Origin of the sequence: Bradyrhizobium sp. CCBAU 51745 (assembly GCF_028128715.1) — a bacterium.
GTDB lineage: Bacteria > Pseudomonadota > Alphaproteobacteria > Rhizobiales > Xanthobacteraceae > Bradyrhizobium > Bradyrhizobium manausense.
Genome location: NZ_LBJP01000093.1, coordinates 687,968 through 709,680, shown reverse-complemented (window position 1 = coordinate 709,680; position 21,713 = coordinate 687,968). Strand labels below are relative to the sequence as shown.

The following is a 21,713-nucleotide window of genomic DNA, read 5'->3' as shown; positions in this document are numbered from 1 at the left end:
ACCCCGAACGTTAACACTGCGGCCGATGAGCTCAATGGCCTCCCAACCCGCGATGCGCGCACAGACGGGCCCCGAGGCCGTGGCCTGGGCCGAGCGGCTGCGCCTGGCCAATATCAACCCGCGGACCGGGCTTGCCACCGACTATCTCAACCATTTCAACGAAGCCGTGATGCTCCTGGAGATGATCCCGGATATGCCTGAATGCGCCGAGGATTTTCTGACCTGGTCGCCGCTGTCCTATGCCGAGCATTTCACGGCGTCGAATTTCAAGGCGCGGGATCTCGCCATTGAGGCCTATGAGAAAGCCGAACCGTCCGTGCGCGCCCAGTTCGACCACATCACCGACACCATGACCTCGATTCTCACAGCGGTCGGCTCGGCCATGCGCGAGGTCGAGAAGGACTCAACCCGCGTTCGCCTCGCCGAGCAGGCGACAGCCTGGGTCAAGCCGCTGATCGCGGCCTGCGGCGGCATCATCAACGGCGGCGCGGAAGCCGACGTCGATACCATCATGGCGAACTAGGCCAAGTCTTGAAGATATGGCCACGCTCGTCCAGCCCACCCATCCACAGATTGCCGTCAGCGCCGCGATTTTCCGCGACGGCAAGGTGCTGCTGACCCGACGCGCCCGGTCCCCCGCCAAGGGCTTCTATTCGCTGCCAGGCGGCCGGGTCGAATTCGGCGAATCGCTGCATCAGGCCGTGAAGCGTGAGGTCGACGAGGAAACCGGGCTCGCCATCGAGATCGTCAGCCTTGCCGGCTGGCGCGAGGTGCTGCCGGCCGCCCCCGGTGCCGGCCATTACCTGATCCTGTCCTTTGCCGCCCGCTGGCTGGCGCGGGAACCCACCCTGAACGACGAACTCGACGATTTCAGGTGGATCGCCCCTGATACGCTTGGCAGCCTCAGCGACCTCAAGCTGACCGGGGGGCTGGAGGAGATCATCCAGTCCGCCGCGCGCCTGATCAGCCCCTGACCGCCGCCTTGCGTCATCAGCTCGGAGGGGGCATACAGCCCGCCAATGTTCCCGCGATTTCTGGCCATTTTTGCCCTGATGCTCGCCTGCGCGTCCGTGCCCGCCCGGGCCCAGGACGTGGCAGCGCCGTTCGACGGCGATTTGCAGCGGCTGGCCGAGATCCTGGGCGGCCTGCATTATCTTCGCGGCATCTGCGGCGCCAACGAGGGCAACAAATGGCGGAGCGAGATGCAGGCGCTGATCGATGCCGAAACCCCTGCCGGCGAGCGGCGCACCCGCATGATCGCCGCCTTCAACCGCGGCTATAACGGCTTTCAGCAAACCTACCGAAGCTGCACGCCGGCGGCGACGGTGGCGATTCGTCGTTACATCGACGAAGGCTCGAAGATCTCGCGGGATCTGACGGCGCGCTACGCGAACTGAGTCCTCGATTCGTCATTCCGGGGCGCGCGTGGCGCGAACCCGGAATCCATCAAGCTTCAGAGTTGGTGGCCCGATGGATTCCGGGTTCGCGACTTCGTCGCGCCCCGGAATGACGAGGATCTGGAACCCTGTCATCGACTTTGTTCACAGCCGTTAACCGTTCTTAAAGATGTGGCCTAGCGGTCGTTAATGTGCGTGCTACACCTCTCGCACAGCGCATCGCCGTGGATCGCGCCCCAGCCCTGATCGAGTTTCATGAGCCAGCCGATTTCCTACGCCCCCGCCCGCGCGCCGCTGCCCGACCATGAGCAGAAACAGGCCGCCCTGAGCTATCTGAACGAGGCCTGGGCCGAAGCGCGCCATGACGGCGTGGATGGCGATTGCCTGGCGCAAGCGAGCCTGTTCGCGGCGCTGGCCGAGCTCGTCGGCACCTATGGCGAGGACGCGGTGGCAAAATTCGTCGAGGGTTTTCCCGCCCGCATCCGCAACGGCGAGTTCTCCGTCAGCCTGGCACGGCAGTAAGCTTCCGTTCGAACAGGAACCGACCTCAAGGCAGGGTTTTCATCAAGGCTCGATCTTGAGCGTCGCTTTCATGTTGGGATGATAGCGGCAGTAGTAGTCGACCGTTCCCGCCTTCTTCAGAACTGACGTCGCCGACTTGTTCGGCGGCAGTGTCACGTCGAAATCGCCGTTCTGCGCGGTGGCGGTGTGGGCGAAGATGTCCTTGTTGATCCATGTGATGGTGTCGCCGACCTTCGCCGACACCTCAGCCGGTGAGATCACGAGATTCCCCATCGTGATCTCGATCGTTGCGGCCTTTGCAGGGACGGCCATCACCGCGAAAACAAGGGCAATCGAAGACAGTCGTCCCGACATCGTCGCACGCTCCCTATTTCAGTTCCGACGCGACGTGCTCGGCGTGCTGCTGATGGCCCTGAAAAATCTTCAGGCCGGTCTGCAGCAAGCTCTTCAATTCGGCATTGCTGGCGGATGGAATGAGCTGCGTCTCCAGCGCGCCATTGACCGTCTTGTGATAGGCAACCTCGTTGGCGACATAGGCCTTGTCGAAGGCGGCGCCATCCAGCTTGTCGAGCTCGGCCAGCTTGTCGCTTGCCTGCTTCGACAGTGCCTTGCTGGTGTCGTTATCTTCGGGCGTGACGTTCAGCTTCTTGACCAGCGCGAGCGCTTGCTTGTTGACCGCCTCGTGGTCGCGCAGCATGTCCTCGGCAAATGCCTTGACGTCTTTATTCTTGGCCTTCTTCCGCGCCTGCTTGGCCGCGTTGATGTCGATCACGCCCGCGGTGTAGGCGATATGGGCGATCTGCGGATCGGTGAGCTTTTCGGCGGCTCGCACACCGTGCATCAGCACGGGGCTGGACAACAGAATGGTGGCGGCGATCGCCGCGCTCCAACGAATGAACATGGTCTGACACTCCTGTGCGGCCGGTTTGCCGGCGTTGCTTCACAGGAATTGGATGGGCGTTCTGCGCAAACGTTCCCAAAAAAAATCAGCCGCCGATTCCGAGGCGCTCGAGCACTGCCTCCGTCAGGTGCTCGCAGCGCCAGCCGGCGAACGGGAACGCGTCCATCATCACGGGACCGATCTCCTTCTCGACATTCTCGCGCAGCATGGTACGGGCGCGGTGCAGCCGCGTCTTCACGGTCTCGGGCTTCACGCCGAGCAGATCGGCGGTCTCCTCGATGGTCATGCCCTCCATGACGCGAGCGACGAAGACCATGCGGAAGACATCAGGCAATTCGTCGATGGCGCGCTCGACGACGCGCTGGATTTCACGTTGGGCCATGGTCCTTTCCGGATCGCCTGCGGGAGAAACGGGGAATTTGATGATCTGCGCCTCGAGCGCCTCTTCCGGCACTGCGCCGAGCTCGACATGCGGCCTGGCGCTACGCGCCCGGCCAAGGGCTTCGTTGATGGCGATGCGGGACAGCCAGGTCGACAGCGCGGACTCGCCCTTGAATCGATCGAGATGGGTGAAAGCGCGGACATAGGTTTCCTGCACCACGTCCTCGGCTTCGCTGTCGCTGCGCAGGATGCCGCGCGCGAGGCGGTAAAGCCTGCGGTTGTTGGCCTGCATGATCTCGCGGAACGCGGCCTCGTCCCGGCTCCGCGCCCGGTCGATCAGCTCGGCTTCCAATAGCCTGAGGCCGGCGGGCAGGCCGGCAGCGGTCCGTTGCATGGCGATCACCTGTCTCCGTTGGTTCCGGATATTGGATGCAAGCGGGCAGCAAAGGTTCCCGATTTCTTACCCTCTACTGGAGGGCAAGATTCACCCCTGATCCGTCTCGATCGGCAGCGACGCGTCCCTCGCCCATTCGCCCATGGAGGCATCATACAGCGTCAGCTTGTCGTAGCCGAGCTGCGTCAGCATCAAGAGGTCGACCGTTGCCGAGATGCCGCCGCCGCAATAGAGGATCACGTTCTTGTCGCGCGTGACGCCGGCCGCGGCGAATTTGGCTTCGGCATCGGCGAGCGCGGTCAGCGTCTTGTCGGCATTGACGAGGGTTGCAGCCGACACGTTGACGCTGCCGGGCACGCGGCCGGGCCGGCCGTAGCGGCTCGGCTCGAGTCCTCTATGAAATTGCGGTCCGAGCGCATTGACGATGACAGTCGCGGGATCGCCGATGCGCTCCTTCACGAAATCTTTGTCGACGAAGAAGCCTGCGCGCGGCGAGGCCTTGAAGGTTGTCGCCGGATAACCCTTCGGCGCACCTGTCTCGACCGGCCGCCCCTCGTCCTTCCATTTGTCGAGGCCGCCGTCGAGCACGCGCGCATCGACGCCGAGGGAACGCAGCATCCACCAGAACCGCGTCGACCACATCATGGTGCCGATGCTGTAGAGCACGATGATCTTGCCGGCATCGAGCCCGTGGCGGCCAAAAGCGGCCTCGAGCTGGGCCACATCGGGCATCATGAAGAATTGCTGCGCGGAAGTATCCGAGAACTCGCCTTGCAGGTCGAGATAATCGGCACCCGGGATGTGTCCGGCGGCAAATGTCTTGTCGCCGGGGACGGCGCGATAGGGCACGTCGCTGCCTGGCGGCACCGGCTCGTTGTAGGTCGTGCAGTCGTAGAGGCGGAGATTGGGATCGGCGAGGATCGCGGCAAGTTGCTCGGTGGAGATAAGGGCGGTGGGCTGGGACATTGCGCTCTCCCAATCTAAACTGGCGCTTCGTGGCACACTGTCATTGCCCGCGAAAGCGGGCAATCCGGTATTCCAGAGGCCGCAGCCGTCTCAGACAACTATCGCCGCGGCGTACTGGATGCCCCGGACAGGCCGGGGCATGACAGCGGTGCAGGAAGCTAATCTTGCTCCTACTGCTTCAGCGTCTCCAGAAACCGCACCGCCTCGCCTTGCGACGGCGTCACCAGCTCGCCCTGCCACATCACGCGCCTGCCGCGCACAAAGGTGCCGACGGGCCAACCCGTCACGCGGACGCCGTCATAGGGGGTCCAGCCGGCCTTGGACGCCACCCATTTGCTGGTGATGGTTTCGCTGCGCTTGAGGTCCACCACGGTGAAGTCGGCGTCGTAGCCGGCGGCGATGCGGCCCTTGCAGGCCATGTTGTAAAGGCGCGCCGGGCCGGCGCTGGTGAGATCGACGAAGCGCGCGAGAGAAAGCCGGCCGGCATTGACATGATCGAGCATCAGCGGCACCAGCGTCTGGACGCCGGTCATGCCGGAGGGCGAGGCCGGATAGGTCTTCTGCTTTTCTTCCAGTGTATGCGGGGCGTGGTCGGAGCCGAGCACGTCGATGATGCCCTGCTCGATGCCGCGCCAGATGCCGGCGCGATGATCGGCTGACCGCACCGGCGGGTTCATCTGCGCCAGCGTGCCGAGCCGCTCGTAGCATTCGGGTGCGACCAGCGTCAGATGATGCGGCGTCGCCTCACAGGAGGCGACATCCTTGTGGTCGCGCAGGAACTCGATCTCTTCCTTGGTCGAGATGTGCAGCACGTGGATGCGCTTTCCCGTCTCATGCGCGAGCTTGACCAGGCGCTGCGTCGCCATCAGCGCCGCAGTCTCGTCGCGCCAGACCGGATGCGAGCGCGCATCGCCCTCGATGCGGAGCGACTTGCGGTCGTTGAGGCGGTACTCGTCCTCGGCATGGAACGCCGCACGGCGGCGGATCACCTGGAAGATGCGGCGCAGGCTCTCGTCATCCTCCACCAGCAGCGCGCCGGTCGAGGAGCCGATGAACACCTTCACGCCGGCGCAGCCCGGGGCACGCTCGAGCACCGGCAGGTCCTGCACGTTCTCGCGGGTGCCGCCGATGAAGAAGGCGAAATCGCAATGCATGCGATGATGGGCACGCTTCACCTTGTCGGAGAAGGTGGCCTCGGTCACTGTGAGCGGCGAGGTGTTCGGCATCTCGAACACGGCGGTGACGCCACCCATCACGGCGCTGCGCGAGCCCGATTCGAGATCTTCCTTGTGCTCCAGCCCGGGTTCACGGAAATGCACCTGCGTGTCCATCACGCCGGGCAGGATGTGCAGGCCCTTGCAGTCGATCACCTCCGCCGCCGAGCCCTGCGACAGCGGACCCAGCTCGGCGATGCGGCCATTGATGATACCGATATCGCGAACGCCTTCGCCGTCCTGGTTGACGACGGTGCCGCCCTTGAGGATCACATCGAATCGCTGGGTCATGGGGCCTCTCTCATCCCCAAGCGCAGGGCCCGAGGTCTTGTCGTTTATGCCTTGCGGGCTTACGTTCCGGAGCACCATGTCGCAAGAGATTTTCACATGAAATCAGCGTTTCTTCCCGACCGGGGCGTGATCAAGGTCGCCGGCGAGGACGCACGCAACTTCCTCAACGGCCTCATCACCACCGATGTCGACAGGCTCAAGCCGGGCCTGGGGCGATTCGGCGCGCTGCTGACGCCGCAGGGCAAGATCATCGTGGATTTCCTGATCACGGAAGCCCCTGGCGGCCATGGCGGCGGGTTCCTGATCGACTGCCCGAAGCCGCTGGCCGATGGCCTTGCCACCAAGCTGAAATTCTACAAGCTGCGCGCCAAGGTCACCGTGGAGATCCTCGAGCTCGGCGTGCTCGCGGCCTGGGACGGCCAGCCCGCGACGCAGCCGGATCTCGCCTTCGCCGATCCCCGCAATGCCGAGCTCGGCACCCGCATCCTGATCCCCGAGGATCTCAAGCAAAGGCTGTCTGAATTGATCGGCGCCGAGCTGGTCGATGCGTCCGAGTACGAGGCGCACCGGATCGCGCTCGGCGTGCCGCGCGGCGGGCTCGATTTCATGTACAGCGATGCGTTCCCGCACGAGACCAACATGGATCGCCTTGCCGGCGTCGATTTCGACAAGGGCTGCTATGTCGGCCAGGAGGTCGTCTCGCGCATGCAGCATCGCGGCACTGCGCGGACCCGCAGCGTGAAGGTGCTGCTCGAGGATTCCGCGCCGGAAGTCGGCGTCAGTGTCATGGCCGGCGACAAATCCGTCGGCACCATGGGCTCATCGGCGAAGGGCAAGGGCATTGCGTTGGTGCGGATCGACCGCGTTGCCGATGCGCTCGATGCCGGCCAGCCGCTCACCGCTGGCGGGCTCGCCGTGAGGTTGGCAGAACCCGACGTCGTTCGCATTCCCGCAAAGCAGCCCATTGCATGAGCCGCGCTCCCCGCCTGCATCCCGACGGAAAGACCCGCTGCCCCTGGCCGGGCGAAGACCCGCTCTATGTCGCCTATCACGACACCGAATGGGGCGTGCCTGAATATGACGACCGCGCGCTCTATGAAAAGCTGATCCTCGACGGCTTTCAGGCCGGCCTGTCCTGGATCACGATCCTCCGCAAGCGCGACAATTTCCGCAAAGCCTTCGACGATTTCCAGCCGGAGAAGATCGCGCGCTACACCGACAGGAAGGTGCATGCGCTGATGAACGATGTCGGCATCGTGCGGAACAAGGCCAAGATCGAAGGCACGATCCTGAGCGCGAAGGCGTACCTCGACATCATGGAGAAGGGCCCGGGCTTTTCGAAACTTCTTTGGGACTTCATGGACGGCCGGCCCAAGGTCAATAATTTCAAGACCACGGCAAGCGTCCCGGCGTCGACACCGCTGTCGATGCAGATCTCCAAGGAGCTGTCCTCGCGCGGCTTCAAATTCGTCGGCCCGACCATTGTCTATGCCTTCATGCAGGCGACCGGCATGGTCAACGACCATCTCGTCGACTGCCATTGCCACGCGACCTGCAGCAAGCTGCAGCGCAAGCCGCGCCTCAAGGCCAAATGACGGCCAGGAAGAGCGCGCGCGCATCCGAATCCCGCGCCTGGCAGCGCATGCTGTCGGGTCGGCGGCTCGACCTGCTCGATCCCTCCCCGCTCGATGTCGAGATCGCCGACATCGCCCATGGGCTGGCGCGCGTGGCGCGCTGGAACGGCCAGACCATCGGCGCGCACATCTTCTCGGTCGCCCAGCACACGCTGCTGGTGGAGACCGTGCTGCGGCACGAGATGCCGCGCGCTGACCAGCGCATCCGGCTCGCCGCGCTGCTGCACGATGCCCCTGAATATGTCATCGGCGACATGATCTCGCCGTTCAAGGCGGTGCTCGATGGCCATTACAAGGCGGTGGAGAAGCGCCTGCTCGGCGCCATCCACATCCGCTTCGGCCTGCCGCCGGTGCTACCCGAGGAGATCACGCTGGCGATCAAGGCCGCCGATCGCGGCGCGGCTTATCTCGAGGCGACCGAGCTTGCCGGCTTCAGCGAAAGCGAGGCGAAGCGGCTGTTCGGCAAGGATCCCGGCCTTTCCGACAATATCAGGCGCGACTATCTGACGCCCTGGACGGCGGCGCGGGCCGAGAAGCAGTTTCTGGAACGGTTTGGGGCGGTGTTCGCGTAGCATCATCCTTTCGTAGGGTGGGCAAAGCCACCGGCTCGCGCGAATGCGCGCCCGATGACAGGCTCCGCGTGCCCACCAAACCGAATGAGTTGCGCAATTGCGAGGTGGTGGGCACGGCGCGATGCGCCTTTGCCCACCTGCGAGCGCTCGCTATAATCAATTAAAAAGGTCCGCCATGATCCACGTCTGCTCCCTCGCCGCCCTTCCCGAAACCGTTCGCCGCACCGGGGCCAGCCATGTGCTGACCGTGATGGCCAATGTCGAGCAGGTGGCGCGGCCGGTGTCGGTGCTTCCGGCCAATCATCTCAAGGTGTCGATGGACGACATCACCGAGGAGATGGACGGCTTTGTCGCACCGTCGGAGGCGCATATCGAACAGGTGCTGAATTTCGTGCGCGGCTGGGATCGGACTGCGCCGCTGGTGGTGCATTGCTATGCCGGCATCAGCCGCTCCACGGCGAGCGCGTTCGCCGCCGTCTGCGCGCTCAATCCTGATCGCGACGAGATCGAGATTGCGAAGAAGATCCGTGCGGCCTCCCCGATCGCCTCGCCGAACCGCCGCATCGTCGACCTCGCCGACCGCGCGCTCGGCCGCAACGGCCGCATGCTGCGCGCGCTCGACGAGATGGGCCCGGGCGAGATGCTGGTTGAAGGCCGCCCCTTCGTGATCGAGCTCGAATGACAGCAGCGATCGTCATCGCATGAGCGACAAGCTGCTGACGCCGATCGAGATCGGCCTGACCGCCGCGATCGTCGCGATCGAAGATCATGAGCCGCTGGTCCTCACCGCGCACAGCAGTGACGGCCTGGCCGGGCTGCCGTTCGGTCCGTTCGATGCGCCGAGCCATCGCACCTTCGAGATCGGCCTGCGTGCGTGGGTCGAGGAACAGGTGGGATTGCGGCTCGGCTATGTGGAGCAGCTCTACACGTTTGGCGATCGCGGCCGTCATGCCGAGGCCGGCCACACCGGCGCGCATATGGTGTCGATCGGCTATCTCGCGCTGACGCGCACCGCCGAGGGAGCTGCGAATGCCGCGAGCTTCGAGCCCTGGTATCGCTTCTTCCCTTGGGAAGACCGGCGCGAGGCACCGCCGGCGATCATCGCCCGTGACATCATCCCGGCGCTGACGGCATGGGCCGAGGAGGAGACGCCCGAGACGACGCGCGCATTGCCGCGCAAGGATCGCGTGCGGTTCTATTTCGGCCTCGACGGCGCGGCCTGGGACGAGGAGCGCGTGCTCGACCGCTACGAGCTCCTCTACGAGGCCGGCCTCGTCGAGGAAGCGCGGCGCGACGGCCGGCCCGCGGCGCTGGCGCGCAAGTCCCTGCCCGCGCTCGGCACGTCCATGCGCTTCGACCACCGCCGGATCCTTGCCACCGCGATCGCCAGGCTGCGGGCAAAGCTGAAGTATCGCCCCGTGGTGTTTGAACTTTTGCCCGCCGAGTTCACACTTACGGAGTTGCAGTATACGGTGGAGGCGATCTCCGGCCGGCACCTGCACAAGCAGAATTTCCGTCGTCTGGTCGAAACCGAGGCGCTGGTCGAACCGACCGGCGTTATGTCGACACAGACGGGCGGAAGACCGGCGGCGCTCTATCGCTTCCGCCGCGACGTGCTCCAGGAACGGCCGGCGCCAGGCTTGCGCGTTCGCTCCCGGCGCTAGATCAAGGATTGCTGTCGGCCCCTGCCCGCCGATTGCCAGGAGACCCCATGTTCGACGCCCCGTTCGACGTCTTTGCCGTGATGATTGCGATCGCCGCGTTCCTGATCGCGCTGAAAGCGTCGAACCAGGCAACCGAATTGCGCCGCCGCCTGGGCGCGCTGGAGGCCGAACTGCAGGCGCGCCGGGTTCAGCCTCCGCCACTTGTGCTCGTGCAGGCGCCCGCAAACGCGCCTGCGACGAGTGCAGCAGAGCCGCCGCCGCTTGCGCCGGAGGCCGAGACCACGCCGCCGCTCGTCACCGAAGAGGCTGCGCCCCCCCCCCCCCCCCCCCCCCCCCGCAAGTCCTGAAGCAAGTCCTGAAGCCAGCCCCGCAGCCGGCGCGCCGCCGCCGCTGCCCGCGCCCGCCCCCGCCCCCGGCTTGGAGGAACGGCTCGGCACCCGCTGGGTGGTGTGGATCGGCGGCCTGGCGCTCGCGCTCGGCGGCTTCTTCATGGTGCGCTATTCGATCGAGGCCGGCCTTGTCGGCCCCGGCGTGCGGGTATTCCTGGGCGGATTGTTCGCGGCCGCGCTGCTGGGTGCCGGCGAATGGACGCGGCGCAAGGAGAGCATCTCGAGCATTGCAGCGCTGCCGATCGCCAACATCCCCGCGATCCTCACCGCGGCTGGAACGGCGGTGGCGTTCGCGACCGTCTATGCGGCCTATGCGCTCTATGGCTTCCTCGTGCCGGCCACCGCTTTCGTGCTGCTCGGCATCGTGGCGATGGCCACGCTCGCGGCAGCTTTGCTGCACGGGCCGGCGCTCGCGGGCCTCGGCGTCGTCGGCGCCTTCGCAACGCCGGTGCTGGTCTCCAGCGGCAAGCCGGACTATTGGGCGCTGTACATCTATCTTGCCATCGTCACCGCCGCGAGCTTCGGCCTCGCCCGCATCAGGCTATGGCGCTGGCTCGCGGTGACGACGATCGTCTTCGCCGTGCTCTGGATTTTCCCGGGCCTCGATACCGGTGACCTGCACGTCGCGCCGCACGCGTTCCACGTGATGTCAGGCTTCGTGCTCGCTGCACTGCTCGTGGTCTGCGGCTTCATGTTCGGCCCCGATATCGAAGGCGGACAGATCGAGCCGGTCTCGTCGAGCGCGCTCGGCGCCTATCTGTTCGGCGCGATGTTAATCGTGTTGTCGAGCGCGCATGCTGACCTCGCGCTCATCGCCTACACATTGCTCGTTGCGGCCACGCTGTTCGTCGCCTGGCGCGCAGAGGCTGCCGTCGGCGCGCTGGGCGCGGCGGCGGCAACGGTGTTCATCGTGTTCGCCGAATGGGCGGTACGGGCCAATCCTGACATGCTGGTGCTGCCGGGCGGCCCGATGCCCGGCATCACGCCGAACGCGATCGACAGCGCGGTGACGCAGCATCTGGCGATGGCCGCGATCTTCGCCGCCGGCTTCGGCATCGCCGGCTTCTTCGCCCAGGGTCGCTCGCATTCGGCGATCATTCCCGTGGTGTGGTCGGCAGCAGGTGTCGCGACGCCAATCGCGATCCTCATCGCGCTCTACGCCCGCGTCGCCCATCTCGACCGCTCGATCCCGTTCGCGATCCTTGCCGTGCTGCTGGCAGCTGCGTTCGGCGTTGCGACCGAACTACTCACCCGCCGCGAGACCCGGCCGGGACTTGCGATCTCGACGGCGCTGTTCGCGACCGGCACGCTCGGCGCGCTGGCCCTGGCGCTGACCTTCGCGCTGGAGAAAGGCTGGCTCACCATCGCGCTGGCGTTGATGTCGCTCGGCACCGCCTGGATTGCGCTGCAGCGGCCGATCCCGTTCCTGCGCTGGCTCGCCGCGATCTTCGCCGGCATCGTCACCGCGCGCATCCTCTATGATCCGCGCATCGTCGGCGATGCCGTCGGCACCACGCCGATCTTCAACTGGCTGCTGTGGGGCTATGGCCTGCCGGCCGCCTCGTTCTGGGCGGCGAGCCGGTTCCTGCGCCGCAGGGGCGACGATGCGCCGCTGCGCATGGTGGAAGCGGCCGCGATCCTGTTCACCGCGCTTCTCGCCTTCATGGAGGTCCGCCACTTCGCGACCGGCGGCGACATGATCGCATCGCCCTCGCTGCTAGAGGCCGCTCTTCAAGTCTGCGTGGCGCTGGCGATGGCGATCGGACTGGAGCGGTTGCGGCTGCGCAGCCACTCTATCGTGCACAATGTCGGCGCCATCGTGCTGACGGCGATCGCCGGCTGCATCAGCGTGTTCGGCCTGCTGTTCCTGGAGAATCCGCTGCTGTGGCACATTGATGTCGGCGGCGCCGTGTTCAACCTGCTGCTGCTCGGTTACGCCCTGCCCGCGGTGCTGATGCTGCTGCTCGCCTACGCGGTCGTCGGCGCGCGGGGCAAGGTCTATGCGAACGCGATCGCGGGGGCCGCGCTGGTGTTTGCGCTTGTCTATCTGACGCTGGAGATCCGCCGCTTCTATCACGGCCCGTTCCTCACCAGCGGCGAGACCACGGGAGCCGAGCAATACACCTATTCGATCGGCTGGCTCGCCTTCGGCGTGGTGCTGCTCGGCATCGGCATTCTCGCGAACTCCGAGCGGGCGCGGCTGGCGTCCGCCGCCGTCATCGCGCTGACGATCCTGAAGGCCTTCGTCATCGACATGTCGACGCTGACAGGCGTCTATCGTGCGCTGTCGTTCATGGGCCTCGGCATCGTGCTGGTCGCGATCGGCTGGCTCTACCAGCGCATCCTGTTCCGGCGACAGGCAATGCCACCGCCGGCTCCGCAGACAAGCTCATAACGGAGGTCGAGTGTTCACCTTTCCCCGGCGGGGAGAGGTAAAGGCAACTTCGAGCTGCTATTTAGGCCGCGCGGACCGACTCCAGAAACTGCGCGACCTCGACCCTGAGACGTGTGCTGTCTGTCGCTAGCGACTTCGCCGCCGACAGAACCTCGGCTGAGGCCGAGCCGGTCTCGATCGCCCCGCGCTGCACATCCGTGATGTTCGAGGAGACCTCCTGGGTGCCAACCGAGGCCTGCTGGACGTTGCGCGAGATCTCCTGCGTCGCCGCGCCCTGCTCCTCGATCGCGGCGGCAATCGCCGCCGACACTTCCGACAGCCGCTCGATGGTGCCGCCGATTTCCTGGATGGCGCTGACGGATTCCTGCGTTGCGGCCTGGATACCTGCGACCTGCGCCCCGATCTCGCCGGTCGCCTTCGCGGTTTGCTCGGCCAGCGCCTTCACCTCGGAGGCGACGACGGCAAAGCCGCGGCCGGCTTCGCCGGCGCGCGCCGCCTCGATGGTGGCGTTCAGCGCCAGCAGATTGGTCTGGCCCGCGATGGTGTTGATCAGCTCGACCACGTCGCCGATGCGGGCGGCCGCCTGCGACAGCTCGTTGACGCGCTCGTTGGTCCGCGACGCCTGCTCGACGGCCTCCGCCGCCATCCGCGCTGAGTCCTGCACGCGGCGGCTGATCTCGGTGATGGAGGACGACAGCTCCTCGGAAGCGGATGCCACAGCCTGCACATTGGTGGATGCTTCTTCGGAGGCCGCGGCGACGACGGTCGCCAGCTCCTGCCCGCGCTGGGCGGTGTTGGTCAGCGTCGAAGCGGAGGCTTCGAGCTCGGTCGAGGCCGACGACACGGTCCCAACGACCTCGCCGATCATGGCTTCGAACTTGCGGGTGATGGCGTCGACGCGGCGGCCACGCTCGATCTTGGCCTCGGCGTCGACCCTCGCGGCCTCGTCCGCCGCGCGCTTGGCGATCAGCGCCTCCTTGAAGATCTGCAGCGCATCCGCCATCGATCCGATTTCGGTCTTCTCGCCGCGGTGCGGCACCTCGGCCGAGAGGTCGCCCTCACCGAGCGACTGCATCGGCTTGATGATCGAGGCAATGCCACGCGACACGTCGCGCACGAGATAATAGGCCGCACCGATCGCGATCGCCACCGAGGCGATGATGATGCCGACCAGCAAGCGGAAGATGGTGGCGTAGCTGTCGGCCGCCTGCTTCGTTTCCAGCTCGGCGCCGTGATTGTTCAGCTCAATGCCTTTCTGGAGCAGCGGATCTGCCGCCTGGGCCATCTTCGCAACCTTGGTCTGCAACATCTCGTTGGCCTCTGTCGGGAATTTGCCTGGGCTCTTGCGCGACAGCGCCATCACGTCCTGCACGCCGTTCAGATACTCGCCCCACGCCGTGGTCCATTGCCCGTAAATGGCGCGCTCTTCGGCTGACGTGATCAGCGGCTCATAGGTCTTTCGGGTCTTCTCGATGCGCTCACGAAGCGAGGCGAGACGCTTCTCAGCCGCTTCCTTGCCTTCTGCGCTATCCTGCATCAGGTGCAGACGCAGCGCGACGCGCAACTCGTTGATGTCGGCGCGCATCGAACCCAGCGCGCGGACGCTCGGCAGCCAGCTCTCTGCGATCTCGACGGTATGGGAGTTGATGTTCTGCATCGTGCCGATCGCCACGACGCCGACGCCGGCAAGCGACAGCACGAGGACCGACAGAACGGTCAGAAGCTTGAAGACGATTGACAATTTCGACATCATGACAAATCCCGATGAGACCTAAACCCACACGTCATCTGCGCCACAACCGTCACGGCGGACGGCAGGACGGAGTCATTCCATCAATGCTGGCTGGTTCCTACCCGGCAAGATTGCGCACATAGTTGCAAGCAGCCGTTAACAGAGGCCTACGTGGAACTACGGATGTGACAATGTGGCCGTTATTTCTTCTACAACCATTTGTTGCAACAACGCGAACATCCCGTCGTGCTACTTAGGCCGCTGCGGCCGATGCAACCCTGAATGCAAACGACCGCAGCGACCGCTATGTCGTTGATCGAGAGGGCCGCGCCGACCTTGTTCAGGCCGCGCGAACGGTCCCTAAGAACTTGCCGACCTCGAGCTTGAGGCGATCGCTGTCACCCGACAGCATCTGCGCGGCCGACAGCACCTGCGCGGAGGCCGATCCGGTCTCGCTCGCGCCGCGCTGCACCTGGGTGATGTTCGCCGATACCTGATGGGTGCCTTCAGCCGCCTGCTGCACGTTGCGGGAAATCTCCTGCGTCGCGGCGCCCTGCTCCTCGACGGCGGCCGCGATGGTCGAGGAGATCTCCGACAATTTCTCGATCGTGTCGCTGATGCCCTTGATGGCGCCGACCGAATGCTCGGTCGCCGTCTGGATGCCGGCGATCTGCTGGCCGATCTCGCCGGTCGCCTTCGCGGTCTGCTCGGCCAGCGCCTTCACCTCGGACGCGACCACTGCAAAGCCGCGGCCGGCTTCGCCGGCGCGTGCCGCCTCGATCGTCGCATTGAGCGCCAGGAGGTTGGTCTGGCCCGCGATGGTATTGATCAGCTCGACCACGTCGCCGATGCGCGTTGCGGCCTTGGAGAGCTCCCCGACACGATCGGTCGTGGTGCGGGCCTGGCTGACCGCCTCGCTCGCCACCCGCGCCGATTCCTGCACCTGGCGGCTGATCTCGGTGATCGAGGACGACAGCTCCTCGGTCGCGGAAGCCACCGACTGGACGTTGGTGGAAGCCTCTTCGGAGGCGGCAGCGACCATTGTGGCGAGCCCTTGCCCGCGCTCGGCCGTCGAGGTCAGCGTCGAGGCCGAAGCCTCAAGCTCGGTCGCGGCCGACGATACGGTCTCGACGATCTCACCGATCGCGGATTCGAAGCTATCTGCAAGCTTATGCATCTCGGCCTTGCGCTGAACGGCTGCGGCCTGATCCTGCCTGATCCTGGCTTCCGCTTCTTCGCGAGCCTTCTGCTCGGAGACGATCTTGAATTTCTCGACAGCCGCTGCAACGCCGCCGACCTCGTCCTTGCGGCCGAGGCCCGGCAGCACCACCGAGAAATCTCCCTCCGCGAGCCTCTCCATCGCGATCGTGAGCGCGCGGATCGGCCGGGCGATGGAGAGGAAGGACATCAGCCAGGAGCCGATCAGGATCATCATGGCGATTGCGCCGATGACCATCCCAGTCCGCTCGCTCGATTTCATTTGCGCTGTGGCCGCGGCACTCTCCGCCTCGGACTTGTGCCTTGCATAGTCGGCGATCTGCTCGATTAGCGCATCGATCTTGCCGGCAATGGGCAGGGTAACGTCGCGGGCGAAGCGAACCGCCTCTTCGTTGAGTTTGGTGGCGCGGGCCGCTCCGTCTGAGCCGCTCGACACTGCAGCAAGGGCTTCGCTGCGCATCCCCGCGATCTGCTGGGCTCCCTTGGCGTAGTCCGCCGCAAGGGATCTCAGTTGCTCCATCCTGGCGCGGTTCTCGGCGGAATGAGACAATCCCAGCATCGTCTCGATGTGCGAATTCATCGCCTTCTGTTGGTCGGCCAAGGCCTGTGTGGCCTTCTGCAGATCGGCCACGCTACTGGCCAGGCGAATGTCTCGGGCCGCGAGTTGCATCCCGCGAACTGCGACCTCGGTCGTGACCGCGCCGCGCGCTATCTCCTGCTGTGTGAGCACGCTCTCGTTGGCGTCGCGTACGCTCGCGTTACCCAGGAGCTGACTTCCAATCATCGAAACGACCAGGACGATGGCAAGTGCCGATGCGATCGCCAGCTTGGTCCCGATCCGCAAATTTCGAACGAGGCTCAACATGGGCAGGTTTCCCGACAGGAAAAGTGTGGTCGAGTCTTTGCCGGCCACTCTTGGCGTTGATCGCCTTTGCCTAAAATATGAGCGCCTGTCGTTCCGATTTGGTTAACAGCAGCCTCCGGGGAAATACCGGAATTCGATCAAAAAGGCCGACAAAACAAGCACGTAAAGCGTGCTTATCACGTTAATCACACGCTGGTCGGAGTTGTGGCGTCTAAGGCTCATTCCGAAGAGAGATGCACACAGAGGGCGCGCTGGCGCTTTCCGGAATTGCAGGTGCCGCTTTCGTCAACGCCTGTCCGCGCTCTTATCGCTGCAGCAGACGGCCTCGCTGACCAGGCTGACGCGAAAGACCTGCTTCTTGTTCTCGTCGAGCAGCTCCATGCTCCACTTCGCGTTCGGCATCAGATTGCGGGCGATGCTGCCGAGCAGATTGGCGCACACTTCGGTCATCTCGGTCCAGGCCGCGGCATCATCCTCGAACTCGTAGGGCTGATCAGCGGCGCCGGAATAGCGGCCAGAGCTGATGCGAAAGAAATACAGCGACATTGATGAACTCTTGCGTAGGACCGCCTCCCGGCCGTTACGCAGGCTGGGGCGACAGTCGCTACCAAGGCATAAAGACCGCGGGCCGTATGATTACGGCGCCACGGCTTCGCGTGCGAGACTTTCGTCGAAGGCAGGTAAAGTAAGCGCAGGCTGCGCCCGACATCACTCGGTCGAGCGGCGCAGCTCCAGCGGACCTTCGTTCTTCGATTCCGCCTTCGGCTCGGACTTCGCTTCCGACTTCACAGGCTCGATCCGGCTGCTCTCGACCCGCGGCGTCTCGACGCGCGCGGCGACTTCGGTGCCCGGAGCATTGATCGAACCGGTCTGCTCGGGCGCCCGCAGCGAGCGGGGACGCGCAACCGCGCGCGCCATCAGCATCTGGTTGCCGCCCTGGTGATGGAAGTCGCAATAGGCGAAGCCCATGCCGGAGACCGAGCCGCGGAAGCTGCGATCGTCGGTCTTTTCCAGGTTGAAACAAGGCTCGAACGGAATGCCCTTGATCGAGGCGCAGACGTTCTGACCGCGGATCTGGAGCGTGTTGCCCGGCAGGCGAAGATGGCGCACCGGGCCCGAGCCCGAGAACTGCACCGCGCCGGCGGCGCCGAGATCGTCGAGGATCCGGCCTGCACCGCGGGTGCCGTCGAAACAGGTGAAGGCGAAGACCTTGCCGGCGACGAAGCGACGCGCCTCGTCGGCATTCATACTCCCGGCCAAGGCGATGGCCGGCGCAAACGTCACGACTGCCGTGACAGCCCCCAACACAATACGCGCAAGCATGCTCTACTCCGAACCGACCCCGCAGCGGGCGATGCCTTTATCTCTTTACCCGCTGCTTACCATACTAACCATGGCGACATTGAAGCAGCTTGGTTGGTAAAGTCTGAACGCCGTTAGACAATTTTTACCACGATGCGGCCGCGGACCTGACCGGCCAGGATTTTCGCACCCCATTCCAGAACTTCGTCGAGTGAAATTTCCGTAGTGATTTCAGAGAGTTTTGTCCGATCGAGGTCGGAGGCGAGGCGCTGCCAGGCGGCTTTTCGCGGCTCAATCGGGCACATCACGGAATCGATGCCGAGAAGGCACACTCCGCGCAAAATGAAGGGTGCAACAGAAGTCGGCAGGTCCATGCCGGCTGCAAGACCGCAGGCGGCGATGGCGCCACCATACTTGGTCATCGACAACAGGTTCGCCAGCGTGGTCGAGCCGACGCTGTCGACGCCGCCCGCCCAGCGCTCCTTGGCAAGGGGCTTTGCCGGGCCCGACAATTCATTGCGGTCGATCACCTCGGCTGCGCCGAGGCTCTTCAGGTAATCGGCCTCGGAGGCGCGGCCGGTCGAGGCGATGACGTGGTAGCCGAGCCGGGACAACACGGCGATGGCGACCGAGCCGACGCCGCCTGCCGCGCCGGTCACGACCACAGGGCCACTCTTCGGCGACAGACCATGCTTCTCCAGCGCCAGCACCGACAGCATCGCGGTGAAGCCGGCGGTGCCGATCGCCATGGCATCGCGCGCCGACAGGCCCTGCGGCAGGGCGACCAGCCAGTCACCTTTCACGCGTGCCTTCTCGGCATAGGCGCCGAGATGGGTCTCGCCCATGCCCCAGCCGGTGCAAACGACCTTGTCGCCCGCCTTCCATTGCGGATGGGACGAGGACTCGACCGTGCCGGCGAAATCGATACCGGCGATCATCGGGAAGCGGCGCACCACCGGTGCCTTGCCTGTCAGCGCGAGGCCGTCCTTGTAGTTCAGCGTCGAGTATTCGACGCGGACGGTGACGTCGCCCTCCATCAGCTCGGCTTCGTCGAACTGCGTGAGCTTCGCGGTGGTGCCCTTGTCCGCCTTGTCGATCCGGATTGCCTTGAATGTGGCCACGGCTTGAACTCCCTGACTTGTTTGACCGGGATGTTTAGCCGATCAGGCAGGCTGCGCAACCGCTCGCTGAACCGGCTTCTCCACGATCGGGAGATTGATCAGCGCCGAGAGCACGCCGAACAGGATCGAGAGCCACCAGATCGGCGTGTAGGACCCGAATTTCTCGAACACGATGCCGCCTAACCAGACGCCGAGGAAGCCGCCGACCTGGTGGCTGACGAAGGCAAAGCCATAGAGCGTGGCCAGCCAGCGCGTGCCGAACATCAGCGCCACCAGCGCCGAGGTCGGCGGCACCGTCGACAGCCAGGTGAGGCCGGAGATTGCACCGAATGCGATCGCCGAGAACGGCGTGATCGGGAACGAGATGAAGGCAAGCGTCGCGAGCGCGCGGGTGAAATAGATGGCCGAGAGGATGTAGCGCTTGGGCAGACTGTTCTGGAGATAGCCGACGCTGAGCGAGCCCATGATGTTGAACAGGCCGATCGCCGCAATCACCCAGCCGCCGGTTTGCGTCGAAACGCCGCGATCGACCAGGAACGCCGGCAGATGCACGGTGATGAAGGCAAGCTGGAAGCCGCAGGTGAAGAAGCCGAGCACCAGCAGCACATAGGAGCGATGGCCGAAAGCTTCGGCGAGCGCGCGGGTGATGGTCTGCTCATCCGCAGGCGCTGAGCTGGCCGTGGTTGCGACCGGCGGCGTCGAGATCGCCAGCGACAGCGGGATGATCAGCAGCATCAGGAAGCCGAACACGGTGAGCGCCTGCTGCCAGCCGAAATTGTCGATCAGCGCCACGCCAACAGGCGCGAACAGGAACTGGCCGAGCGAGCCCGCCGCGGTGCCGGCGCCGAGCGCCAGGCCGCGCTTTTCAGCCGGCAAGAGTTTCGTGAACGCCGACAGCACCAGATTGAACGAGCAGCCGGCGAGGCCGAAGCCGACCATCACGCCCGCGCCGATGTTGAGCGACATCGGCGTCGACGAATAGCGCATCAGCAGGAGACCACCGGCATAGAGCAGCGCGCCCACACACATCACGCGGAACAGGCCGAAGCGATCGGCGACCGCGCCGGCGACCGGCTGACCCAATCCCCACAACAGATTCTGCACGGCGATCGCAAGGCCGAACACGTCGCGGCCCCAGGCGAATTCGTGGCTCATCGGCTGCACGAAGAAGCCCAGCGCCGAGCGTGGGCCGAAGCCGAGCATGCCGATCGCACAGCCGCAGAGGATGATGACGGCCGGGGTGCGCCAGTGAGAGGAACGAGAGGGAGCGAGTTCGCCCGCTTGTGTCGACATGGTTGTTCCCTCATTCGGCGTCGGCGATCCGCTAAATCGGCGACCACATGTCCGCCGTTTAATGCAGATGCATGAAAATCGAAAGTCAAAAAGGGCTGCGTTCCACGGAGGGCTTTTGCGGGAGCATTGCGTTTCGTCGCGACCTCCTCCGGCGCCGCACAGGACCGACTTGACGGGAATGTGTGCGGCGGGGCCTAGCGGTCCGTCGCCGGCCGTGTTATGTTTGATTTACTCAGATTGAGTATATGTGGTTGACGAAATCCCACCGGCCCCCTCGGCCGGATTTCTCAGATCTCATATATACTCATATTGAGCATAATTGACACGCATGGGAGGCCTCGATGCCGATTGCTGAAATTTACGGCCCAGATGATTTCGCCAACCGGCCGCAGGGCCAAGCCACCTCCACGCCGTCAGCGCCGGCACGATCCGAGCCAACGCTGCCGCGGCCGTCGCTGCAATGGACCAGCGAGGTCGAGCGCGCCACCGCCCCGATCTATGAGCGCGTCAAGCATGTGATCCCGCCGATCGAGTGGCCGCTGATGGCGCCGACGATCCACGCGATCAACCAGCTCAAGCGCGAACGCAACGCGGTGATCCTCGCGCACAACTATCAAGCGCCGGAGATCTTTCACGGCGTCGCCGACATCGGCGGCGATTCGCTGCAGCTCGCCGTCGAGGCCACCAAGGTGAAGGCCGACATCATCGTCCAGTGCGGCGTGCACTTCATGGCGGAGACGTCGAAGCTCCTCAATCCGGACAAGACAGTGCTGATCCCTGACGCACGCGCCGGCTGCTCGCTCGCTGCCAGCATCACCGGCGCCGACGTGCGCCTGCTCCGCGAAAAGTTTCCCGGCGTGCCTGTCGTTGCCTATGTCAACACGTCGGCGGAGGTGAAGGCCGAGGTCGACATCTGCTGCACCTCGTCGAACGCGGTGCAGGTGGTCGAGAGCCTGAACGCACCGAGCGTAATCTTCCTGCCCGACCGCTATCTCGCAACTTACGTCGCCTCGAAGACGGATGTGAAGATCATCGCCTGGAGGGGCGCATGCGAGGTGCATGAGCGCTTCACCGGCGAGGAACTGCGCGCCTTCCGCGACGCCGATCCCTCCGTGCAGATCATCGCGCATCCCGAATGTCCGCCGGATGTGTTGGCAGAAGCCGACTTCACCGGCTCGACCGCGCACATGATCAATTGGGTGCGCGAGCGACGACCGAAGCGCCTCGTGATGATCACGGAATGCTCGATGGCCGACAATGTCCGCGCCGAGCTGCCTGACGTGGAGATGCTGCGTCCCTGCAATCTCTGCCCGCACATGAAGCGTATCACGCTGTCCAACATCCTGGAGAGCCTGCTGACGCTTGGCGAGGAAGTGACGATCGATCCGGCGCTTGTCGTACGCGCAAGGCGCTCGGTCGAGCGGATGATCAATCTGAGGAATTGAGCACGAGTCGCCGCAAC

The 21,713-nt window shown here is 64.8% G+C and carries 21 protein-coding genes and 1 pseudogene; 11 read left to right on the top strand and 11 right to left on the bottom strand.

Annotation, left to right across the window (positions count from 1 at the left end; translation table 11 throughout):
* Positions 1–25 precede the first annotated feature (25 nt).
* From XH98_RS39490 to XH98_RS39475, 4 genes are all read left to right on the top strand, one after another.
* Positions 26–523, top strand: a complete 498-nt coding sequence (locus XH98_RS39490) for a hypothetical protein (RefSeq protein WP_057757225.1) — start codon at positions 26–28, stop codon at positions 521–523.
* Between the two features lie 16 nt (positions 524–539).
* Complete coding sequence (locus XH98_RS39485) at positions 540–974, top strand: NUDIX hydrolase (RefSeq protein ID WP_271621796.1); 435 nt, start codon at positions 540–542, stop codon at positions 972–974.
* Between the two features lie 45 nt (positions 975–1,019).
* Positions 1,020–1,397, top strand: a complete 378-nt coding sequence (locus XH98_RS39480; protein WP_271621795.1) for a TIGR02301 family protein — start codon at positions 1,020–1,022, stop codon at positions 1,395–1,397.
* A 255-nt stretch (positions 1,398–1,652) separates the two neighbouring features.
* Positions 1,653–1,919: a hypothetical protein gene (locus tag XH98_RS39475; RefSeq protein ID WP_057757219.1), complete on the top strand. Its 267-nt coding sequence runs from the start codon at positions 1,653–1,655 to the stop codon at positions 1,917–1,919.
* A 42-nt stretch (positions 1,920–1,961) separates the two neighbouring features.
* Here the strand turns inward: XH98_RS39475 and XH98_RS39470 are convergent, their stop codons facing one another.
* The 5 genes from XH98_RS39470 to XH98_RS39450 all read right to left on the bottom strand — a co-directional run bounded on the left by XH98_RS39470 (position 1,962) and on the right by XH98_RS39450 (position 6,066).
* Positions 1,962–2,273: a cupredoxin domain-containing protein gene (locus tag XH98_RS39470; RefSeq protein ID WP_220000561.1), complete on the bottom strand. Its 312-nt coding sequence runs from the start codon at positions 2,271–2,273 to the stop codon at positions 1,962–1,964.
* Between the two features lie 13 nt (positions 2,274–2,286).
* Positions 2,287–2,820, bottom strand: coding sequence for a DUF4142 domain-containing protein (locus XH98_RS39465; protein ID WP_271621794.1), 534 nt, complete (start codon positions 2,818–2,820; stop codon positions 2,287–2,289).
* Positions 2,821–2,905: 85 nt separating this feature from the next.
* A complete protein-coding gene (locus XH98_RS39460; protein ID WP_271621793.1) occupies positions 2,906–3,595 on the bottom strand; it encodes an RNA polymerase sigma factor in 690 nt (229 codons plus the stop codon).
* Positions 3,596–3,685: 90 nt separating this feature from the next.
* Positions 3,686–4,561, bottom strand: coding sequence for a sulfurtransferase (locus XH98_RS39455; RefSeq protein ID WP_271621792.1), 876 nt, complete (start codon positions 4,559–4,561; stop codon positions 3,686–3,688).
* Between the two features lie 170 nt (positions 4,562–4,731).
* Complete coding sequence (locus XH98_RS39450; protein ID WP_271621791.1) at positions 4,732–6,066, bottom strand: dihydroorotase; 1,335 nt, start codon at positions 6,064–6,066, stop codon at positions 4,732–4,734.
* A gap of 96 nt (positions 6,067–6,162) precedes the next feature.
* Between XH98_RS39450 and ygfZ the strand changes: the two genes are divergently transcribed.
* The 6 genes and pseudogenes from ygfZ (at position 6,163) to XH98_RS39420 (ending at position 12,720) form a co-directional block, all read left to right on the top strand.
* Positions 6,163–7,038 (top strand): CAF17-like 4Fe-4S cluster assembly/insertion protein YgfZ, encoded by an 876-nt coding sequence (gene ygfZ / locus XH98_RS39445; protein ID WP_271599660.1) that lies wholly within the window; start codon positions 6,163–6,165, stop codon positions 7,036–7,038.
* Positions 7,035–7,661, top strand: a complete 627-nt coding sequence (locus tag XH98_RS39440) for a DNA-3-methyladenine glycosylase I (RefSeq protein ID WP_271599661.1) — start codon at positions 7,035–7,037, stop codon at positions 7,659–7,661. Before ygfZ ends, XH98_RS39440 begins: the two co-directional genes overlap by 4 nt.
* The gene (locus XH98_RS39435) at positions 7,658–8,272 is read left to right on the top strand and encodes an HD family hydrolase (protein ID WP_271599662.1); all 615 of its coding nucleotides are present in this window, start codon (positions 7,658–7,660) and stop codon (positions 8,270–8,272) included. Before XH98_RS39440 ends, XH98_RS39435 begins: the two co-directional genes overlap by 4 nt.
* Before the next feature lie 175 nt (positions 8,273–8,447).
* Entirely contained in the window at positions 8,448–8,954 is a 507-nt protein-coding gene (locus tag XH98_RS39430) for a tyrosine phosphatase family protein (protein WP_271621790.1), read from the top strand.
* A 19-nt stretch (positions 8,955–8,973) separates the two neighbouring features.
* On the top strand, positions 8,974–9,936 hold the full coding sequence (locus tag XH98_RS39425; RefSeq protein ID WP_271621789.1) for an NUDIX hydrolase: 963 nt from the start codon (positions 8,974–8,976) through the stop codon (positions 9,934–9,936).
* A gap of 47 nt (positions 9,937–9,983) precedes the next feature.
* Positions 9,984–12,720, top strand: a pseudogene (locus XH98_RS39420) (DUF2339 domain-containing protein).
* 61 nt (positions 12,721–12,781) lie between these two features.
* Here the strand turns inward: XH98_RS39420 and XH98_RS39415 are convergent.
* The 6 genes from XH98_RS39415 to XH98_RS39390 all read right to left on the bottom strand — a co-directional run bounded on the left by XH98_RS39415 (position 12,782) and on the right by XH98_RS39390 (position 20,251).
* Entirely contained in the window at positions 12,782–14,470 is a 1,689-nt protein-coding gene (locus tag XH98_RS39415) for a methyl-accepting chemotaxis protein (protein WP_271599665.1), read from the bottom strand.
* Between the two features lie 322 nt (positions 14,471–14,792).
* The gene (locus XH98_RS39410; RefSeq protein WP_271621788.1) at positions 14,793–16,535 is read right to left on the bottom strand and encodes a methyl-accepting chemotaxis protein; all 1,743 of its coding nucleotides are present in this window, start codon (positions 16,533–16,535) and stop codon (positions 14,793–14,795) included.
* Between the two features lie 285 nt (positions 16,536–16,820).
* Positions 16,821–17,081: a DUF6894 family protein gene (locus XH98_RS39405; protein ID WP_057757201.1), complete on the bottom strand. Its 261-nt coding sequence runs from the start codon at positions 17,079–17,081 to the stop codon at positions 16,821–16,823.
* Positions 17,082–17,243: 162 nt separating this feature from the next.
* Positions 17,244–17,858 carry a hypothetical protein gene (locus XH98_RS39400; RefSeq protein ID WP_271599667.1) on the bottom strand — a complete coding sequence of 205 codons (615 nt, stop codon included), beginning with the start codon at positions 17,856–17,858 and terminating at the stop codon, positions 17,244–17,246.
* A gap of 113 nt (positions 17,859–17,971) precedes the next feature.
* Positions 17,972–18,958 (bottom strand): acrylyl-CoA reductase (NADPH), encoded by a 987-nt coding sequence (gene acuI / locus XH98_RS39395; protein ID WP_271621787.1) that lies wholly within the window; start codon positions 18,956–18,958, stop codon positions 17,972–17,974.
* A gap of 42 nt (positions 18,959–19,000) precedes the next feature.
* Entirely contained in the window at positions 19,001–20,251 is a 1,251-nt protein-coding gene (locus XH98_RS39390) for an MFS transporter (protein WP_271621786.1), read from the bottom strand.
* Between the two features lie 341 nt (positions 20,252–20,592).
* Between XH98_RS39390 and nadA the strand changes: the two genes are divergently transcribed.
* Positions 20,593–21,696: a quinolinate synthase NadA gene (nadA, locus tag XH98_RS39385; RefSeq protein WP_271621785.1), complete on the top strand. Its 1,104-nt coding sequence runs from the start codon at positions 20,593–20,595 to the stop codon at positions 21,694–21,696.
* Positions 21,697–21,713 lie beyond the last annotated feature (17 nt).

Coding starts and splice junctions, on each gene's coding strand:
- XH98_RS39480 (WP_271621795.1), top strand. CDS start 1,020: ATGTTCCCGCGATTTCTGGCCATTTTTGCCCTGATGCTCGCCTGCGCG.
- XH98_RS39405 (WP_057757201.1), bottom strand. CDS start 17,081: ATGTCGCTGTATTTCTTTCGCATCAGCTCTGGCCGCTATTCCGGCGCC.
- XH98_RS39410 (WP_271621788.1), bottom strand. CDS start 16,535: ATGTTGAGCCTCGTTCGAAATTTGCGGATCGGGACCAAGCTGGCGATC.
- XH98_RS39455 (WP_271621792.1), bottom strand. CDS start 4,561: ATGTCCCAGCCCACCGCCCTTATCTCCACCGAGCAACTTGCCGCGATC.
- XH98_RS39425 (WP_271621789.1), top strand. CDS start 8,974: ATGAGCGACAAGCTGCTGACGCCGATCGAGATCGGCCTGACCGCCGCG.
- XH98_RS39440 (WP_271599661.1), top strand. CDS start 7,035: ATGAGCCGCGCTCCCCGCCTGCATCCCGACGGAAAGACCCGCTGCCCC.
- ygfZ (WP_271599660.1), top strand. CDS start 6,163: ATGAAATCAGCGTTTCTTCCCGACCGGGGCGTGATCAAGGTCGCCGGC.
- XH98_RS39435 (WP_271599662.1), top strand. CDS start 7,658: ATGACGGCCAGGAAGAGCGCGCGCGCATCCGAATCCCGCGCCTGGCAG.
- XH98_RS39400 (WP_271599667.1), bottom strand. CDS start 17,858: ATGCTTGCGCGTATTGTGTTGGGGGCTGTCACGGCAGTCGTGACGTTT.
- XH98_RS39485 (WP_271621796.1), top strand. CDS start 540: ATGGCCACGCTCGTCCAGCCCACCCATCCACAGATTGCCGTCAGCGCC.
- XH98_RS39390 (WP_271621786.1), bottom strand. CDS start 20,251: ATGTCGACACAAGCGGGCGAACTCGCTCCCTCTCGTTCCTCTCACTGG.
- XH98_RS39430 (WP_271621790.1), top strand. CDS start 8,448: ATGATCCACGTCTGCTCCCTCGCCGCCCTTCCCGAAACCGTTCGCCGC.
- XH98_RS39465 (WP_271621794.1), bottom strand. CDS start 2,820: ATGTTCATTCGTTGGAGCGCGGCGATCGCCGCCACCATTCTGTTGTCC.
- XH98_RS39475 (WP_057757219.1), top strand. CDS start 1,653: ATGAGCCAGCCGATTTCCTACGCCCCCGCCCGCGCGCCGCTGCCCGAC.
- XH98_RS39460 (WP_271621793.1), bottom strand. CDS start 3,595: ATGCAACGGACCGCTGCCGGCCTGCCCGCCGGCCTCAGGCTATTGGAA.
- nadA (WP_271621785.1), top strand. CDS start 20,593: ATGCCGATTGCTGAAATTTACGGCCCAGATGATTTCGCCAACCGGCCG.
- XH98_RS39470 (WP_220000561.1), bottom strand. CDS start 2,273: ATGTCGGGACGACTGTCTTCGATTGCCCTTGTTTTCGCGGTGATGGCC.
- XH98_RS39450 (WP_271621791.1), bottom strand. CDS start 6,066: ATGACCCAGCGATTCGATGTGATCCTCAAGGGCGGCACCGTCGTCAAC.
- XH98_RS39415 (WP_271599665.1), bottom strand. CDS start 14,470: ATGTCGAAATTGTCAATCGTCTTCAAGCTTCTGACCGTTCTGTCGGTC.
- XH98_RS39490 (WP_057757225.1), top strand. CDS start 26: ATGAGCTCAATGGCCTCCCAACCCGCGATGCGCGCACAGACGGGCCCC.